Raw genomic sequence first — 16,917 nt, 5'->3', positions numbered from 1 at the left:
GGCTGGGTCCCATATATGTTATTTTGCTTTGCTCGTGTTTTTGCCGGAACTGCGTGAACGCTTCGAAGAGCCTTTCGCAGCATCGCCCAAATGACATTGAGCTGCCAATTCGGAGTTTGAAGCGACGGTGGACTTCACATCTTCAATAATCTCGGTTTGAGCAGAGATTTCGCTGGAAGCTTCTTCAGATGTGTACTCAGCTCCACGTTTTGGCGCAGGACCCAAAGTCATCAAACCATTGTTCGCCCGGTTCAAAGCCTCGGTGTAGCTTTGTTGTTTAGTAGCCAGAGCCTTAAGTTTGGTCTGCATGTTTTCCTGAGCCGCCTGCATTTTGTTCTGAGTCAGGGTCATCAGTTCAGTGACCTTCTTTTCGGCCTGGGTTTTTCTTTTGGTGGTATCCGCTTTCATTTGATCCAGCTGGGTGGAAGCCAGATTCAAAGAATCATTCAGTTCGTCCGTGCTGGCTTCAGCATTACGGATCTGATCGTTGATGGACTCCATTTTTGCAGTGCTTTGTTCATTCAAAGAAATGCGCGCCTGCTGGAAGCGGTTCATACACTTGTTGAAGGCGTCCAGGGCAGCGGCTTTTTGGGCTTTGGCTTTGGAAATGTGGCTCTTGTTAGAGCTCGCACTCACTTTGCCATAGGATTCAGCGGCCTTGGTGTATTCCTGATTACAAGCATACTTGGATGTTTCTGCTGTCAGCTCCAGCATTTTGGTCGCTTTTTCACGAACCGCGTTGGTCATCTCAGAACGCAAAGCGATGATTTTGGAATTGTATTCGCGCAGCTTTTCTTTGGCAGCATTTTGGCTGGCCTGGAACTCAGAGATTTTTTCGCGCTCTTGTTCATCCAAAGAGGTTTTGGTTTCTTCAAGTTCCTGCTGAGCAGTCGTCAATGCCTCTTGCAGATCCTGAATTGTGGTGTTGAAGGTTTCTTTGATCTCAGCTTCATCGTCAGCCAGTTCAGCGATGTCTTTTTGGGTGTCTTTGATTTCGGTTTCAAGACGTTTCTTTTCGTCATAGTAGTCACGACCGTTCATCTGAGGGCAAGAGCCGCCAATATTAGAGCCAGCCGGAAGACCCATCAAAGTTCCAATAGCGTCCGTCGTATCAAAGCTGTCTGTGCCCAAAGTTTCGGAACACGCCATGGCTTTTTCAGCGCAACCGGAACCCAAACCGGATTTGCGGCAGGCTTCGGCAATTTTATTCTTAGCCGCAGTGATCTCGCTGCGTGCCTGGGAACATTGGGATTGCAAACGCGAAGCTTTGCTTTCAGCGACTTCTTCTGCGGACTTGGTGAAATTAAGTCCTTCAGCCAAAGATACGGATGGGGCTATCAATGAAAGCACGCTCAGGATGTTGATAACTGTTTTGACAGATGCATTTTTTTTAGAGCTTGAAATCTTATTCATTTGATTTCCTCCCCGATGATAATGAGTGGTGCAATACCAGTACCAATTATCGGCAGACCTGCCTAAAAGGTTTACGTCTCATAGTGAGAAATAAAAAAGCCCGGCTTGGGGCCGGGCTTTGAGGTGTTTTAGAGGCTGAAAAGGTCTAGGAAGCAACCGCACTTCCACAATGAGCACACTTGCGGGCTTTCATCGGGATGGTAGAGCAGCATTCCGGGCATTCTTTCGTGGTTACTGGAGCTGGCTCTTCAGCCTTTTTCATCTTGTTAGCGGCTTTCACAATCAGGAAGATTGCAAAGGCCACGATGACGAAATCCAGAACCATGTTGATAAAGATGCCGTAATTCACTGTCGCCACACCAGCCGCTTTAGCCGCATCCAGCGTTGGGTAAGACTCGCCGTTCAGGGCGACAAACAGATTAGAGAAATCCACCTTCCCCAGACCCAGCGAAAGAACCGGCGTCAAAACGTCAGCAACAAATGAAGAAACGATCTTGCCGAACGCCGCACCGATGATGATACCCACGGCCATGTCCAGGACATTTCCGCGCATGATAAACGTTTTGAATTCCTTAAACATGGTTGCGATCCTTTCTTAGAATTTCGCCACGAGGTTCATTGTACTCGTGGTCGTTGTGTACTTGCCATCAACAGGAATGGAATTTTGATATTGTAATAGATAAGCCAATTTCAAAGAGAAAACGGAATTCAGCATCACGTTCAAAGAAGCTTCCGTGTTGAACAGATAAGCATCTGTGGTTGTGAAGTTTGGCAGATATTCAGCCCAGTATTTGAATGACAAAGTTTTGTCCAAAGCTTTGTTAAATTCGGTGAACAGACGTCCCATGTTGTCATGAGTCGTGCCGCCAGTGGTTGGCAGTGTCTTTTGATAACGATAACCGACCTCGAAGAACCAGTTCATTTCATCAGACTTGATCAGGCTGTACTTCAAACCCAAGTCGGAAGAGTCCCTTTGGATGTAGCCATTGAAAACGTCACTTTCTGCCTTTTGACCGGCGAAGATCCCCAGATAGTCCGTCAATTCGCGCTCGTAACGAGCCCCGATTTCCCAGTTGCGGGCAGATTCAACACCGTTGGAGTCCGTTTTCAAATAACGACCGAACGCGGAGTAAACGTTCTTGTCCTGAGTGTAAGTGGTTTTCGCTTTTGCAGTATAGCTTTCAGAGTCACTGTTACCACTGACAACAACAGCACCGGCTTCTGCTTCACCAGTAAAGGGGGCAGCAACAGCAGAGAATGAACAAAGCAAAGTGAACACACTTGCAGCAATCGGGAACAACTTCATACGCAAATCTCCTTTTATTTATCCAGGATTTGACTCTAGTTTTAATTCGCTCTTCGTCCAAGAAAAAATTGATGAGAAACACAGTAAAATCTGCTAATTTTTCCGGGAGGTTTGTGCAGGTGCAAAAAGGTTTTAATTCAGATATTACAGTGCGTGGTCAGAAGTATCACATTCAGACAGAGGATTGGGGAACGCAGAACCCTTATCTGGTCAGCAGAATCTTCTGCAACGGGGCCGTTATGAAGACCATCAAAACACCCTACGACACTGTTCTGAAATTGGGCTCTGTTCAGTCGGAAGAAGCCATTAAGTTGGCCCTGCGTCGTCAACACACCACGATAATTGATACCCTGATGGCAGGAAGCCTTCCTTAAATCCTTCAAAAAGACCAAAACCTCGACTTGTGGCGAGTATTCATCAGCAGTCATCTTTCATAAGATGGAGGGATGATTGAATTCTCTCACGTCTATAAGACCTATCCCGGCCCGGTTCATGCGTTGAAAAATATCGATTTGCGCATCGACAAGGGTGAGTTCGTGTTTTTGACCGGTCCCAGTGGGGCAGGAAAAACAACTCTGTTCAAGATGATCTCGGCCTATGACATCGCCACATCAGGCGATGTGAAAGTGGCCGGTCACGATCTCCTGACGATGCGAGATGCCCAGATCCCCTTCTTTCGCCGAAAAATCGGTGTGATCTTTCAGGATTTCAAACTTTTGAAGGATCGAACGATCTTTGAAAACGTCGCGCTGCCATTGCAGGTGCGAGGCGATAAGACACCGGCCATTCAGCGCCGCGTGTATGAAGTGCTGGAGCAGGTGGGCCTTGCCCACAAACATGACCAGTACCCGGATTTCGTTTCTGGGGGTGAGCAGCAAAGAACCGCGATTGCCCGGGCGATTATTCATCAGCCGGGTGTTTTGATCGCCGATGAGCCGACTGGAAATCTGGATCCGCGCTTAAGCGAAGAGATCATGGATCTTTTGGAGCGGGTTTGTTCTCAGGGAACCACGGTCTTCGTGGCCACGCATGATCATGAGATGGTTCGTCGTCGCAAGAAACGCACATTGCAGCTGCAGGACGGAATGATCGTGGGGGACACCAAGTGAGACCACACCAAAAGAACTGGGCATTGAAGGTTTCCACCTTGGTTGTTGTGACTGCGTGTTTTGTGGTGATGGGCGCAGCTCTTCTGGTATCGCAGAACTTCCGAAATATCCTGACCCTGTGGGGTGAGGACGTGCAGATGACGGTTTATCTTTCTCAGGATCTGTCTGAAAAAGGCCGTCAGGATATTGAAAGCAAAATCAAAGAAAACGAAAATGTGGCAGGCGTTAAGTTTGTCACGCAAGAGCAGGCCTTGGGGGACTTCCGCTCCCAGATGGCAAGTTATGCTCCGGATATTTCCCAGGATGAAGAGCTGCTTCGCCTGATTCCGGCAAGCCTTCTGGTACAGTTAAAATCCGATGTGGCCGCCGCTGAACAGACCACGGTTTTGCAGTCCATGGCCGGAAAGCTTCGTCAGCTGGAGGGTGTGGATGAAGTCAGCTATGGTCAGGACTGGGTTGAAAAGTATGCAGCACTGGTTAATGCGATCGAGCTGACCTTGCGCGCTTTGTGTCTGGTGATTCTGGCGGCGTCCTTGTTTGTGATGTCCAACGCCATTCGTGCTTCAGTTCAGGCCCGCAAAGACGAGATTGTGGTGCTTGAGATGATCGGTGCGACTCCTTCCATGATCCGAAAGCCCTTCCTGGTGGAAGGAGCGGTTTTGGGTGTGGTGTCCTCGGTTTTGTCGCTGGGTCTTTGCTTCGGCGTTTATATCGGGATCAAAAATCTGCTGACCACGAAGCTAAGCTTCCTGCAGCTGGGGGAGCACATCCAGTTCCTGGGTCCGGTGCTTTTGGCGGTGTTTGTTGTCGCCGGCACGGGTCTGGGCGCTTTGGGATCTTATCTGTGTGTGCGCCGTATGAATGACGGCTTCGCCGGAAGTCAGGGGTAGTCGTTGAAGCTTGCACAGATTCTTCTGGCATTGGTGTTTTCATTGTCGTTGGGGGCGAAAGCCGCAAATCCCAGCGATGTGGACAGTCTTGCCAAGGACTTTGAAGCGACGAAAAAGAAGCTGGAAGACGCCGAACTGAAGCAGCGTCAGGTCCTGTCGGCCCTTTATCAGTTGAATAAGAAAATCAAAAAAATCGTGACTGAAAAAGGGGAGATGTCCCAGCAGCGCGCTTTCCTGGAAGTGAATATCCGAAACCTCACCCAAAAAGTGGAGGACCTGGACCAGAAGTCCCGTCAGCAGAGAACCCTTTTGGCGGAACGTCTGCGTGCCATGTACAAGCTGGGCGGACCTTCAATCGCGCGCTTTCTTTTTTCGTCCAGCAGTTCGGCCTCGTTGGAAAGAAATTTGAAAATTCTGGGTGTGGTGGCGGCTCGTGATCTGGAGCTGATTAAAAACTATTCCCGGGACCTTAAGGATCTTGAAACCAAACGCAAGACCCTGGCGCAGCGCCTGGATAACATGAAGTCGGTTGAACAGAAGATCGCCTCTCAGGAAAAGGCCCTGCGTAAAGAACAGGACCTTAAAGGCAAGCTTCTGGACGGGATCCGCAAGAACAAACTCTTTGCCATCAATAAGATCAATGGCCTTCGCGAAAAGTCCCTGCAATTCAATCTTGATGATGCCGGATTGTTTGATCTGCTCTTTAAACCGTCGTTTGCCGACCAAAAAGGTGAGCTTTCTGCACCTCTGGAAGGTGTGATCACCCGCAAATTTGGACTTATGAAAGGTCAGGATCACCCCTATACTTTAACTCACAAGGGAATCTTCATTTCGGCGGCCAAGGGTAGCAATATTAAAGCCGTGTTTGAAGGCAAGGTTTCCTATGTTGGAACGCTTCCGGGCTTTGGAACAACTCTGATTGTGGATCATGGAGATCATTACTACAGCGTCTATTCCCATGCACAAGAAGTGAAAGTGAACACCGGTGATGAAGTCACGGGTTCTCAGGTGCTGGCTCAAGTGGGTGAAGCCCCGCAAGACGGCAGTTCCGGACTGTATTTTGAAATTAGACATTTTTCCGAACCCTACGACCCGCAACAGTGGATGAAAGGACTCTAACACTATGCAATCACTCAAACGCTACTGGAAAACCTATATTCTGGGCGGCGCCCTTCTGCTGGTTTTGTTCATCATGGCAGAAACAGGTTTCCAGGTAAGAGCCTTTGCCCAGGAAAGGTATGCGGATCTGCAGAACTTCAGTAAGGTTCTTAACCTGATTCAACAGTACTACGTTGAAGAAGTGAACACCAAGAAGCTGGTGTACGGGGCGATCAAGGGGATGTTGCGCGAACTTGATCCGCACACGAACTTTATGCCACCTGAGATGTTCAAGGATTTTGAAACTGAAACCAGTGGTGAGTTCGGCGGTTTGGGTATTGAGATCTCAATTCAAAATGGCATTCTGACAATCATTTCTCCGATTGAGGATGCGCCGGCCTGGGAAGCGGGTATCAAGGCTGGGGATAAAGTTGTGGCTATCGATGGAACAACCACGAAAGGCATGAGCCTTGCCGAAGCGTCCGTGATGATGCGCGGAAAAAAAGGCAGCAAGATTGTTTTGCGTGTGGTTCGTGATAACGAAGACAAACCTCGTGATATCACCGTGGTTCGTGGCAGCGTGAAAATCAAATCAGTGAAATACACGGATTTGGGTGACGGTTTTGCTTACGTGCGTATCACAAGCTTCATCGAAAACACCTCCAAAGATCTGCAAAAGGTTGTTGAAACTCATATCAAGAACAACAAAAACATGTCCGGTCTGTTGATCGATATGCGCAGAAATCCGGGTGGTTTGCTGGATCAGGCAATCAAGGTCAGCGATATGTTCCTGAAACAAGGCACAATCGTGTCCACCATCGGTCGTAACAAAAACGAAAAAGAAGTGGCCACGGCTTCTAAAAAGGGTCAGTACACCAACTTCCCGATCGTGATTCTGGTGAATGAATACACGGCAAGTGCCAGCGAGATTGTGTCCGGAGCTTTGCAAGATAACAAACGTGCTTTGATCGTAGGTCAAAGAACATTCGGTAAGGGCTCTGTGCAGTCAGTGATCAAATTGGGTGATGGCAGCGGTCTGAAATTGACTGTGGCTCGTTACTACACGCCGAACGGTGTTTCAATCCAGGCAGAAGGTATTCATCCTGACATTGAAATCGAAGACGTGGATCCGGATGCGTTCTCTAAAGCGATTGTGAAATCTGTCACAACTCGTGAGGGCGATATCGCAGGTCACTTGAAAGGTGATCGTGAAAAAGCCGCCGAGAAACTTGATGTGAAAGAGGGCGCGGAAGAAGGCGCACTGGCTTGGTGGAAAGACGTGGGATCAAAAAAAGATGAAAAGCTGTCGCCGCGCGATAAGCTGTTCAAAGCTGATTACCAAGCATATCAAGCATTTAGCTACCTCAAAGCATGGGATACATTGAAGGCTTTGACGCGCTAGTTATTGATTAAGAATTTTAGAGGCCCTACTCTAGCCGCACATCCAAGGCAGAGGGGGCCTTTCATGTTAAAGCTTGTTATTTTCATCACAGCGCTGTGTTCTTTGGCTCACGCCCAGAACGCCGGCTTCGAAAAAGGGAATTCCCTCACAGTCACTCCAATTCAAGGACAAGTTCGTGTTATCTGCGGCGGTTTTAACGGCAACGGAACTGCATTGTATTCTTGTCGTGATATCGTGATGAAGCCAGGTGCCTACGATCATTTCGTGGGGCCACGTGATGCCCGAGTCACTAAGGTGGAGCTGACAGCTTTCCATCAGGATGGATCCAATCGTTCTAAGGCTGAAGACTATCAAGGGGCTCGCGGTATCAGTGCAGATGCTTTCAATCTGTGGATTTCCACCTTGTTCCAAAAGCCATTGCTTGAACTGGGCACGAATAACGTGAACTATCGTTTGACCAGCGGTAGCACCGTTTATGCGGAAGGTTCTTTCCAGGCGGTGGTTACGAAAACAGCCATGCGTGAATGCCCGATGGCCACTTACCAGTCCACCGATGTGAACGACTGCAATTCCCAGTATTCCATCTGCCAGCGCTACTTCAAAGAATTCAACAACTGCCAGTAAAAATAAAAAAGCCGGCGTCATTGCTGACCCGGCTTTTCGGAGTAGAGATTTTTTTAAGTCTTACACGCACTCTTTAAGCTTTTTCACAACTTCCATTGCTTTGGCTTTATCAACGCCTTTTACTTCCATGATCGCATCTACGAATGCTTCTTCGGAAGTGCCGCGTTTGCCGGATTCAACGATCTGGTCGTGGCGCTCGATGATCTGAGTGTAAGAGTCACGCTCTGCTTTAGAGAATCTGGTCAAGATCGCCTCTGGCAAAGTTTCCAGTTTGGACAATGCCGCTGTAGTTTCAGTCAACTCAGCTGCGTTCAGGTCTTTTGCTGTTTTACGAGCGCCCGTCAAAGAAGAGTTCGCCATCAGTTTCGCAGAAGCGGTGGCTGCGGCATCGATGGACTGACCTTCGTTAGCGTCGTTTTTGCTGATCTCAGCCGCCATCTTTTTAGCTGCAACGATCGTTGCCAGACTGTCCAGACGTTGTGCGGACTTGGATGGATCTGCTTTCAGAGCCATGGAAAGAGCATTGTTCTTACCAGAAGGAAGCGCCAGCTCATTGATGATATTGTCCTGAGCGACTTTCAGTTTCTGGGCATCCAAACCTTTAGAGGTCATGCCTTTACCGAAAGCGGCTGCTTTAACCTGCTTGGTGTATTCCACCAAAGCTTCACGCGCTGGTTTTGCACCAGGGGCTGCGTGGACCGTCAAAGACAGGGACATAGTTGTCACCAGGGCTGCCATACCGAACACAAATGCTTTTTTCATACTCTCTCTCCTTAGTACTTGTTAATTTTTTAAACAGGGCACTCCAATTTTTGGGACTCTCCAATCCCAGAAGCACCTTGCTTAGTTTAATCGTTTCAATAATCTATATATCAAAGGCCGTACCAACTATTGCTTGCCCGGCATCGCCATACCACGCATCTGAGCGATCTTGGCCTGAATCTCATTTTGGAACTGACCTTGTTCCGCATTGACACGTTTGATGTTGCGGATCTTGTCCCAGCTCACAGCATTCGCCATAGAGCCGTACATCATCACTTCCTGCGCCAGGGACTGAAGCTGCTCCAGCGCCTGAACCGCGATATCGCGTTGTTGTTGGTTCAAAGTCACCACCGCACCCTCAGTCGCGTCACCCACACCCAGCAGGGTGGATACGCCCGCCAAGGCAGTCTGAACTTTGGTCACTTGTTCTTCCAGCTGATAGTTTTCCAGAGGCGACTGAATCACTTCACGGCCCTCGATGGTTTTAACTTCAATTTTCTTCAGCAAATTGTTCAGAGCAAAGAACTCGCCCTCAACAGCCTTCAAAGCCGCGTGAGTAGGCGCGTTCTTCAGCAGACTTTCAAACTTCAGGTCAAACTTCGCAGAAGGCTGAAGCATTTCCTGCAACAAAGACAGGTACACACGCTCTTCCTGGAAGACAGCATTGATGATCCCGTTTGCCATCGGGCCGCGGTTGAAGCTGCTTCTTTCGTTGTTGTACATTTTACGAACCATCTTCACGACGATTTCGTCATAGCTCTTGGAGAATTCACCAAAGGCCTTTTGCATCTGGGATTCTGTTTTAGCTGTCCACCAAGCCGGGAATGCAGACTCTTCTTTAGAGCCAACCGCATTGTCACGGGCTTCGTGAACCAGGTATTCAACAAAGCCTGTATATTTTTTGCCGTTGGCTGCGCGCACTGGCCAGTTGTAGATTCTTTCAACCGGGGCATCAGCTTTGATACCGAAGCACGGATCAAATTCATCATTCTGATTTGCCAAAGTCGGCGGCAGGAACACCGACGGGAAGCCCGTGTGCGCGCCAGCAATCTTTGGAGTTTTCACAACTTTGCCGTTAGCTTCCACATCCGGACCACAGATCATTTGCATAACCAGGAAGTCCGTAATCTTCGGAGTTTTAAACAAACCCACCTGACGGTAGTAGCTAGTCCCTTGCATGGCTTCTGCCGTGCTTGGAGCTTTTTCGTAAGCCTGACCGAAGCCGCGGCCCACTTCCAGGGATGGATCCGGAGAACCCATATAGCTGCGGATCTCGTTCATCACGTGGAAATAGTTCTGAGAGCTGGAGACATTCTGAGCGGCAATGCGCATGTTGTTGTTCAGCTCCAGTAAACCTTTACCGATCTGATCGCGGTCACCTGTTGAAAGTTTCGCGATGATACCGTTCAGAGCTTTCTTTTCTGCCGGGTACAGATACTTGGTCTTGTTGGACTTCATCAAAGCTTCGGCCTTGATTGCCGCTTCAGCCACGGTGTCCAGCTGCATGCCTTCGATAAACTGGGGGTGAGTCAGGTAAAGATCCTCACGGCCTTCAGCCATATCCAGCGGAGTCACACCATTCAGCGGAGCCGTGCGCAGCAGTGGCTGCACCTGGGATTCGTTGAATCTTGCGTTGCGGATTTCATTCACGAAATCGTTATAGAAAGAATAGCTGCTGTTAAACATGCTAGTCAGGCTTTTCAAAGCTTCAGACCAGTTGTGGTGAGCTTCATAGACTTCCGCCATGTTGATCATGCGCCAGTCCATCATCTTTTGATGGAAGTGCTTCATTTCATGTTTCAAGTTGTCAGTGGAGCCGTTCCACTTCGCGGTTTTCAGGGTGTTCACGTGGTTCACCATGTCGCGGTTCATGTCGTGGAAATCGGCCCCATCGAACAAGTTCTTCCAGGCAAACGTCACATGACGGTTGAACCACATGTCCAAAGCCACGAACGCCGAGATCTGAAGACCTTTAACAATCAAAAGGCGCAGACCTTTAACCTGCATCGTGCCCGGAGTCAGCCAGACCGCGATATCAACACCCGTTACACGCAAAACCACTTTCGTCAGAAGAGCCTGACCCAAAGCCGCCGCACCGGAAGAAATCAACATGGACGCGATACCCGGAGCGTACTCCCAGATTTTCTTGTGGATAACAAGGTACTCGTAAGCTTTGCCGCACGGGTCTTCCTCAACACCGGCAGCAGTGTCCTTCTGGGAAACTTTTCCGCCCATCATGACTTTCGCACACGCTTTCACGTTAGGATCAGAAGCGACAGAAGACAGATAAGTTTGCAGGAAGGCACCCACCGTCATGCCCAGATACGGGATCATGTGGTGGAATTTTGGATTCTTGATGTAAGTGGAAAGCAGGTTTGAAGTCAGGCCCTGGGAATACATGAAAGTGAAGAAACCAAACACACCCATAGGTGAAAGCTGGTGCTGGATATGCTGTTGCATTGCCACAGGATTTTGCGAATAGTTCGTGATCAACTGGCCGGCCACAACCGCACCCATCGCCACGAAAAACATGGCAGATTCCGTTGGTAGGTTTCTGACGGTGTGGGACAGGGATGCTTTGGAAGCATTTTTAATGCGAACCATTTCATCCAGCATCATCTTGTTGATGGATTTTGGAGAAAACTTGCGAAGTTGTTTTTCCTCACCAAATGGAATTTCCATCGCCAGCTTTTTTGTTGTTTTATCAAAGACCTGAGCTTTCTTGGATTCCTTGTCGACATAAAGGGTGTAACCCATTGGCTCCAGGAAATCGCGGTACTGGGCAAGTTGAGCTTTCTCTTTCTCAGTCCAATTGGCTGCGGCCTGGGCCACAGGGGCCAGGATCATGTTAACAGCGGCAATGGCAGTCAGAATCTTAGAGAACCATTTCATAGCTTCACCTCAGTCTCTGAATGTATAGAAGCAAGCTTTGGGCCCCTCAAAAGCGATTAAATGGCACGGGACTTGTCTCATACCGCGACGAGGCCGCAAACGGGCACTGGGGTGTCTAAATCTTGTGATTGTCTCATTCTGGGATTTGGGATAAGCCTAGCGCCACAAAACAGGAGGCCCCATGGCTGTCGTAGAAATCACCAAGAACAACATTCAAGAGATCGTTGAAAGCAACAACATGATCATTCTGGATTTCTGGGCAACCTGGTGTGCACCTTGCCGTCGTTTTGCTCCGATCTTTGAATCCGTGGCGGCGAAACATCCGGATGTGATCTTCGGAAAGATCGACACTGAAGCGGAAGTCGAGCTGGCGGATAAATTCCAGATCAAATCCATTCCCACTTTGATGATCATCAAGGAAAGCGACATCATCTTCAGTCAGCCAGGAGCTTTGCCAGAAGAAATCTTTGAGCAGATCGTGACAAAGGCCAAAGAAATCGACATGGAAGAGGTTCGTCGTGAAAACTCTTAAGCCCCTGTTGCCACTGCTGCTGGTGCTGGCAGCTTCCAAGTCCCAGGCTGTGTCCTGGAGAATCTTTGGTGCCTGCAAAAACACTCCGGTGCACGAGGGCACTTATCAGGCGGACCTGACTAAATCAGTAGGGGCTCTCAGTCTTGAGATTTTTGATGCGAACAAGATCCCGTACGTGGGATCTGCGGAAGGTATTAATTCCATCATCAACAGCCCGATCGGTTTGGACAGCATTGAAGTGGTGTCGGACACTGAACTGCGTGCCTACGGCTGGTGTTACACCATCAACGGCAAGCAGCCGACGGAAATGCCGGACAAGATCCAGTTCAAATCCCAGGATGACAAGCTGACGTGGTTCTATGCGTACTCCACCAATAAGAATAATGAGTGGACCGACTATTGTTCCCCAGCCTACTGGATCGCAGCCGACCAATTCTGCAAATAGGAAAAGGTACCTGCTTACTTTTTCCGAAGCGTCGCACAAAAAAAAGCCCGGTGTTTCCACCGGGCTTTTTAGTATTTAAACTGGAAATTCGAAATTACTTCTGGATCGTTACGTGTTTGATCACGATAGGTTCAACCGGGCGATCCATAGCTCCTGTTTTGGAGTTTTCGATGGATTTAACCACGTCCATACCTTCAACAACTTCACCAAACACCGTGTGACGGCCGTCCAACCAAGGAGTTGGAACAGTTGTTACGAAGAACTGGGAACCATTTGTGTTAGGACCCGCGTTCGCCATGGAAAGGATGCCTGGTTTGTCGTGTTTCGGAGCGCCAGCTGGGAACTCATCTTCGAAACGGAAGCCCGGGCCGCCAGTTCCAGTTCCAAGTGGGCAACCACCCTGAATCATGAAATCTTTGATCACGCGGTGGAAAGTCAGACCATCATAGAATGGCTTTTTAACTTTTTCGCCAGTTTTAGGATCAGTCCATTCTTTGGTGCCTTCGATAAGGCCCACGATGTTTTCTACTGTTTTAGGCGCTTTATCTGCGAAAAGCTTTACTTTGAAAGTGCCTTTGGATGTTTCAAATACTGCGATCATGTCTTTTCCCTTCTTCGTAGCCTTTGCTTTGGATTCTGTCTTTGCATCTGCGCGGAAGCTGAAAGCTGCCAATAGGAATGCAAAAAGGTAGATCCAAAATACCTTCTTAACATCGATATTCTTCGACATTGCGGTCTCCTGACTTTTGTCCAACCCCTTCACTATTAGTGAGGCAGCCGTCGAGGGTCAAGTTCCTTCAAAAGTGCAACGTTGGCCTGAAGTAGGCCTAAGACTTCATTCAGAAGCTCTGATGGAGGCAGATGAAGCGCCAAGGCAAGCGCATGAAACGACTCATGATTTGGGCTCAGTTCGGCGACCGATTCTGACGCAACAAGTTGAAGCATCTGTTCAATCTGGCGCAGGCGGTCATAGTTTTGGAGTAAAACGCCGGATTTCTCCTCTAAAGCGCTGATCAAATCAGCGGTTCTAGTTGAGGAGGGTTTGAGTTTCTTCTTCAAAACTGCGGTCTGCGCGGCCAGTTCCACGTCCACCAGGCCGCCTTCGCTGTACTTCAAATTGGGGTGAGCTCCCTCAATCTGCAACTGAGTGCGGATGCGCTCAAGCTCATCAAGCTCAACGGAAGAAAGGCCCAGATCCAAAAAGCCCAGATTGCCGTGAATGCTTTCGCCAATCCAACGGGCTTTCAGATAAGCCTGACGTTCCCAGGGCGAACTTTGAGTTTGCAGATAATCTTCCAGATCCTTTTGCACAATAACCAAGGGCCCGGCTTTTCCCGACGGGCGCAGGCGCATGTCGATGGAATAGATATTTCCACCGCGATGACTTTCAGTCAGGCGGGTGATGAAACGTTTGGCGAGCTTATAGTCAACTTCACCCGGGTCGTCCGGTACGACGAAGATAAAATCCAGGTCTGAGCGGAAGCCCATTTCGCGGCCGCCCCATTTGCCCAAAGCCAGAATGCGCAGTTGGGAGGGGTATTCCCTCTTTAAAGCTTCAAGCAAAGTCGTCGCGACGGAATCGGCGGTGGAAGTCAGATTCGCCGTCAGTTGCTGAAGGTTTTTATCCTCCAGATACTCGCTTCCGTTGATGACTTCAGAAAGAAGCTTCTTTTCAGCCAGCTCTTCCAGCAGGGTGCCCAGATCTTCCGAGTGTTTGTCCTGAGCGCGGTACACGAAACTGTCCAGCAGTTCAGGGCGGTTGCACAGAATGCGGGAAAGATACGGCGAATGACCGAACAGCCACGCCAGTTCCTGCAGCAGTTCTTTTTCGCGCAATAGCAGCGCAAAGAAGCTGGCTTTGGCCCGCGTGCTGCCGATGAAATCTTTTAACAGCAACAAACCCCGGCGAATGTCGCCTTTTTGTTCCTGCAAGGTTTCTAGAAAAGCCCCCAAAAAGGCTTTGCGTGAAAGCTCATCGCGGCCCTTGTTGCGGGAAAGAACTTCCTGCCCCAGAATTTCCTGCCAAAGTTCCTGCAGATCCTGATCCGGCAAGCCTGTGCGTTTCAGTTCTTCTTCCAGCGAAATCTCCTTCGGGGCTTCCCCCAACAGACTTTTAACGATGGAATCACAGCGAAGCATGTCGAACTTCAGATTCGGCAAGGCCTGCATCACAAATTCAGGATGCGTTTCGTTCAGTACCAGTAAGTGAGTCTGTTCATCGTTCAGTGCCTGAACATAGTTTTCAAGCCGGCGCAGATTCCAATAGTGCTGGCGCAGGAACTTGGCTTCTTCAGACGGCAGAAGCTCTTTCATTTCCAGCAGTAATAAAGCCTCAGTGGTTCCGCGCACCTGCAAGGTCAGATCGCGGCCACCGTGAATGACCTGAAGGGCGTGGGTGAAAAGCTCGACATCGCGAATGCCCCCGATGCCCAGCTTTAAATCCACCACTTGATCCTGCGAGCGTTCCCAGTAATGCACCTGAATTTTAGAGCGCAGGGTTTTTAAGTCTTCCAGCAAAGTAAAATCCAGATGTTTGCGGAAAGAAAACTTCTGCGCAAATGCCAGCACTTCCTTCTGCACATCTTCATCACCGGCAATCGGGCGCAGACGAACAAAGGCCAGACGTTCCCAGGTTTCGCCATAGTTGCCATAGTAATCTTTGAATTGATCCAGGGTTGGAATCAGCGGCCCTTGTTTGCCGCCGGGGCGCAGGTCAAAGTCCACGCGAAAGACAAAGCCCGCCGCAGTTCGTTCAGTCAGAATCTTTTGAAACTTGCGCAAAGCCGACAGGCCTTGGGCAGAGTCCTCCTGACTGACCAATAGAACATCCACATCCGAGCTTAAATTCAGTTCTGAAGACCCCAGCTTGCCCAGGGCGAAAAGTGCGATTTTTTGATTGGAAAAGCAGTGATCAAAAGCGTGGCGTAAAAGAAGATCCGCGGCCCCACTCCATTGCTGGCAGATTTGATCGGGGGCCATAGAGTCGGTCTTGGCGGCGTCAGCAAAGCGAGACCAGATCTCGCTGCGCTCTTGCCTTAACTGATCCTCGATGGATAAGTTAGTCAATGTTGTTGGACCATTTTGGCTTGTAGTAATTGTTGTTGTCGTTGGTCACACGACGCTCTTCAGTTCCGTCCACGGTGGAAATATAGATCTGATTTTTCCCCGTGCGGTTGGACGTGTACATCACGAATCTTCCATCCGGAGAGAACGAAGGGTCTTCGTTACTTGCCATGCGACCGTTTGGTTTCTTCGCGGAAGTCAGACGGATCATTCCAGTGCCGTCCGCGTTCATCACAAAGATATCAAAGTTGTTGTCGCTCTGGCCGGCAAAGGCGATTTTCTTGCCATCCGGAGACCAGGACGGGGACGAGTTAAACACACCTGCAAAAGTGATGCGTTTCACATTGTTCCCGGCAGCGTCCGCCGTGTAAATCATCGGGCGGCCCGCACGGTCTGAAGAGAAGCTCAGCAACCCTTGTGGGGACACTGTCGGCTCCACGTTCAATGCTCCGGCAGGTCCATTGGTGATTTTGCCAACCAGAGTTCCATCCAGTCCCATTTTGTAGATGTCCGGGCTGTTACCCTGGGAAATGGTCAGATAAATGTGTTTTCCGTCAGCCGAGAAGGACGCGCCTGAATTGATACCCTGGCGGTAAGAGATCAAAGATCTTTTCCCGGTCGTCAGATCCAACAGCAGCATGTCGGCGTTGCGGAACTTTGCACCCACACGTTTCACATAAGAAGTGTAGGCGATCTTTTTACCGTCCGGAGACCATGCTGGAGAAATCGAGATACTGCGATGATTGGAAACCTGTTCCATGTTCGCCCCATCCCAGTCCATCGTGAAGATTTCTTTGCTCTGGCCGCTGCCTTTGTCGCTGGAAACAACCACGCGGGACAGGAACGGACCTTCAACGCCGGTCAGGGCTTTCATGACGTCGTTGGCGAAAGTGTGCGCGATACGACGGGCACTGCTGGTTGGGCCTTTATACTTTTTGCCCAGAACCAAGGCCGCACGGGGGACGTGGTAGGTGTAGGTTTCCAAAGTCACTTCGTTGCCGACAACCGAGTAACCCGCACGGATCAGGAAGTCAGCGCCGATGGAGGACCAGCTTTGGAATTTGAATCCGTTTGGCAGACCCGGAGCCGGCATCAAGCCGGTTTTGGAGGTGTCTTCCAGGAAAGCACTCTGGTTGATGAACTGGAAGTAAGAGGAAACGGTCAGATCGTTTGTGATCGTATTAAAGATCTCAACCCCGACACCCTGATTGCGGGAGGCTGTTGAAGGGGAGCCTGTGTATTGCAAAGGCGGGAACGCCATCAGGCTTTTTTTGGTGCGTGCTTCGCCCAACTTGATATAGATGCCATTGTTGTTTTGGGCATGGGAGAAAAGAGGGAATAGGCCGATAATCAGAGCAAGGGCCAGTATCTGTTTCATCAT

General features: G+C 49.6%; 16 protein-coding genes. 8 read left to right on the top strand and 8 right to left on the bottom strand.

The window, feature by feature from the left end:
- Positions 1 to 18: 18 nt before the first annotated feature.
- From AC04MQ_RS02455 to AC04MQ_RS02445, 3 genes are all read right to left on the bottom strand, one after another.
- A complete protein-coding gene (locus AC04MQ_RS02455; protein ID WP_015089349.1) occupies positions 19 to 1,413 on the bottom strand; it encodes a coiled-coil domain-containing protein in 1,395 nt (464 codons plus the stop codon).
- Between the two features lie 145 nt (positions 1,414 to 1,558).
- Positions 1,559 to 1,993: a large conductance mechanosensitive channel protein MscL gene (gene mscL / locus AC04MQ_RS02450; RefSeq protein ID WP_015089350.1), complete on the bottom strand. Its 435-nt coding sequence runs from the start codon at positions 1,991 to 1,993 to the stop codon at positions 1,559 to 1,561.
- 15 nt (positions 1,994 to 2,008) lie between these two features.
- On the bottom strand, positions 2,009 to 2,719 hold the full coding sequence (locus AC04MQ_RS02445) for a DUF481 domain-containing protein (protein ID WP_475390900.1): 711 nt from the start codon (positions 2,717 to 2,719) through the stop codon (positions 2,009 to 2,011).
- A 71-nt stretch (positions 2,720 to 2,790) separates the two neighbouring features.
- Here AC04MQ_RS02445 and AC04MQ_RS02440 point away from each other — a divergent pair, with 71 nt between their 5' ends.
- From AC04MQ_RS02440 to AC04MQ_RS02415, 6 genes are all read left to right on the top strand, one after another.
- On the top strand, positions 2,791 to 3,093 hold the full coding sequence (locus tag AC04MQ_RS02440; protein ID WP_235046211.1) for a hypothetical protein: 303 nt from the start codon (positions 2,791 to 2,793) through the stop codon (positions 3,091 to 3,093).
- Positions 3,094 to 3,165: 72 nt separating this feature from the next.
- Positions 3,166 to 3,828 carry a cell division ATP-binding protein FtsE gene (gene ftsE, locus AC04MQ_RS02435; protein ID WP_015089352.1) on the top strand — a complete coding sequence of 221 codons (663 nt, stop codon included), beginning with the start codon at positions 3,166 to 3,168 and terminating at the stop codon, positions 3,826 to 3,828.
- The gene (locus tag AC04MQ_RS02430) at positions 3,825 to 4,718 is read left to right on the top strand and encodes a cell division protein FtsX (RefSeq protein ID WP_015089353.1); all 894 of its coding nucleotides are present in this window, start codon (positions 3,825 to 3,827) and stop codon (positions 4,716 to 4,718) included. Before ftsE ends, AC04MQ_RS02430 begins: the two co-directional genes overlap by 4 nt.
- A gap of 3 nt (positions 4,719 to 4,721) precedes the next feature.
- The gene (locus tag AC04MQ_RS02425; protein ID WP_015089354.1) at positions 4,722 to 5,837 is read left to right on the top strand and encodes a murein hydrolase activator EnvC family protein; all 1,116 of its coding nucleotides are present in this window, start codon (positions 4,722 to 4,724) and stop codon (positions 5,835 to 5,837) included.
- Between the two features lie 4 nt (positions 5,838 to 5,841).
- Positions 5,842 to 7,218, top strand: coding sequence for a S41 family peptidase (locus AC04MQ_RS02420; protein WP_015089355.1), 1,377 nt, complete (start codon positions 5,842 to 5,844; stop codon positions 7,216 to 7,218).
- Between the two features lie 63 nt (positions 7,219 to 7,281).
- Entirely contained in the window at positions 7,282 to 7,842 is a 561-nt protein-coding gene (locus tag AC04MQ_RS02415; RefSeq protein WP_015089356.1) for a hypothetical protein, read from the top strand.
- A gap of 60 nt (positions 7,843 to 7,902) precedes the next feature.
- Here AC04MQ_RS02415 and AC04MQ_RS02410 read toward each other — a convergent pair whose 3' ends face one another.
- Both AC04MQ_RS02410 and AC04MQ_RS02405 read right to left on the bottom strand, forming a co-directional pair.
- Positions 7,903 to 8,604, bottom strand: a complete 702-nt coding sequence (locus tag AC04MQ_RS02410) for a hypothetical protein (RefSeq protein WP_015089357.1) — start codon at positions 8,602 to 8,604, stop codon at positions 7,903 to 7,905.
- A 126-nt stretch (positions 8,605 to 8,730) separates the two neighbouring features.
- Positions 8,731 to 11,496: a hypothetical protein gene (locus AC04MQ_RS02405; RefSeq protein WP_475390896.1), complete on the bottom strand. Its 2,766-nt coding sequence runs from the start codon at positions 11,494 to 11,496 to the stop codon at positions 8,731 to 8,733.
- 181 nt (positions 11,497 to 11,677) lie between these two features.
- Here AC04MQ_RS02405 and AC04MQ_RS02400 point away from each other — a divergent pair, with 181 nt between their 5' ends.
- Both AC04MQ_RS02400 and AC04MQ_RS02395 read left to right on the top strand, forming a co-directional pair.
- On the top strand, positions 11,678 to 12,028 hold the full coding sequence (locus AC04MQ_RS02400) for a thioredoxin family protein (RefSeq protein ID WP_015089359.1): 351 nt from the start codon (positions 11,678 to 11,680) through the stop codon (positions 12,026 to 12,028).
- Positions 12,015 to 12,473 carry a DUF4430 domain-containing protein gene (locus AC04MQ_RS02395; RefSeq protein WP_475390894.1) on the top strand — a complete coding sequence of 153 codons (459 nt, stop codon included), beginning with the start codon at positions 12,015 to 12,017 and terminating at the stop codon, positions 12,471 to 12,473. Before AC04MQ_RS02400 ends, AC04MQ_RS02395 begins: the two co-directional genes overlap by 14 nt.
- Positions 12,474 to 12,567: 94 nt before the next feature.
- Here AC04MQ_RS02395 and AC04MQ_RS02390 read toward each other — a convergent pair whose 3' ends face one another.
- Genes AC04MQ_RS02390 through AC04MQ_RS02380 form a run of 3 tightly spaced genes read right to left on the bottom strand, consistent with a single transcriptional unit; the run spans position 12,568 to position 16,917 of the window.
- Entirely contained in the window at positions 12,568 to 13,203 is a 636-nt protein-coding gene (locus AC04MQ_RS02390) for a peptidylprolyl isomerase (protein WP_011162785.1), read from the bottom strand.
- Positions 13,204 to 13,238: 35 nt separating this feature from the next.
- A complete protein-coding gene (locus tag AC04MQ_RS02385; protein ID WP_475390892.1) occupies positions 13,239 to 15,539 on the bottom strand; it encodes a [protein-PII] uridylyltransferase family protein in 2,301 nt (766 codons plus the stop codon).
- Positions 15,532 to 16,917, bottom strand: a complete 1,386-nt coding sequence (locus AC04MQ_RS02380; protein WP_011162787.1) for a protein TolB — start codon at positions 16,915 to 16,917, stop codon at positions 15,532 to 15,534. Before AC04MQ_RS02380 ends, AC04MQ_RS02385 begins: the two co-directional genes overlap by 8 nt.

This window comes from Bdellovibrio sp. MYbb2 (assembly GCF_056175685.1).
Note: the sequence above shows the minus strand (reverse complement) of the source record. Positions and strands in the feature narration are given on the sequence as shown.

Excerpts from the sequence above, each read along its gene's own strand:
- AC04MQ_RS02455 (WP_015089349.1), bottom strand. The coding sequence starts at position 1,413 with ATGAATAAGATTTCAAGCTCTAAAAAAAATGCATCTGTCAAAACAGTT.
- mscL (WP_015089350.1), bottom strand. The coding sequence starts at position 1,993 with ATGTTTAAGGAATTCAAAACGTTTATCATGCGCGGAAATGTCCTGGAC.
- AC04MQ_RS02445 (WP_475390900.1), bottom strand. The coding sequence starts at position 2,719 with ATGAAGTTGTTCCCGATTGCTGCAAGTGTGTTCACTTTGCTTTGTTCA.
- AC04MQ_RS02440 (WP_235046211.1), top strand. The coding sequence starts at position 2,791 with ATGAGAAACACAGTAAAATCTGCTAATTTTTCCGGGAGGTTTGTGCAG.
- ftsE (WP_015089352.1), top strand. The coding sequence starts at position 3,166 with ATGATTGAATTCTCTCACGTCTATAAGACCTATCCCGGCCCGGTTCAT.
- AC04MQ_RS02420 (WP_015089355.1), top strand. The coding sequence starts at position 5,842 with ATGCAATCACTCAAACGCTACTGGAAAACCTATATTCTGGGCGGCGCC.
- AC04MQ_RS02415 (WP_015089356.1), top strand. The coding sequence starts at position 7,282 with ATGTTAAAGCTTGTTATTTTCATCACAGCGCTGTGTTCTTTGGCTCAC.
- AC04MQ_RS02410 (WP_015089357.1), bottom strand. The coding sequence starts at position 8,604 with ATGAAAAAAGCATTTGTGTTCGGTATGGCAGCCCTGGTGACAACTATG.
- AC04MQ_RS02405 (WP_475390896.1), bottom strand. The coding sequence starts at position 11,496 with ATGAAATGGTTCTCTAAGATTCTGACTGCCATTGCCGCTGTTAACATG.
- AC04MQ_RS02400 (WP_015089359.1), top strand. The coding sequence starts at position 11,678 with ATGGCTGTCGTAGAAATCACCAAGAACAACATTCAAGAGATCGTTGAA.
- AC04MQ_RS02390 (WP_011162785.1), bottom strand. The coding sequence starts at position 13,203 with ATGTCGAAGAATATCGATGTTAAGAAGGTATTTTGGATCTACCTTTTT.
- AC04MQ_RS02380 (WP_011162787.1), bottom strand. The coding sequence starts at position 16,917 with ATGATGAAACAGATACTGGCCCTTGCTCTGATTATCGGCCTATTCCCT.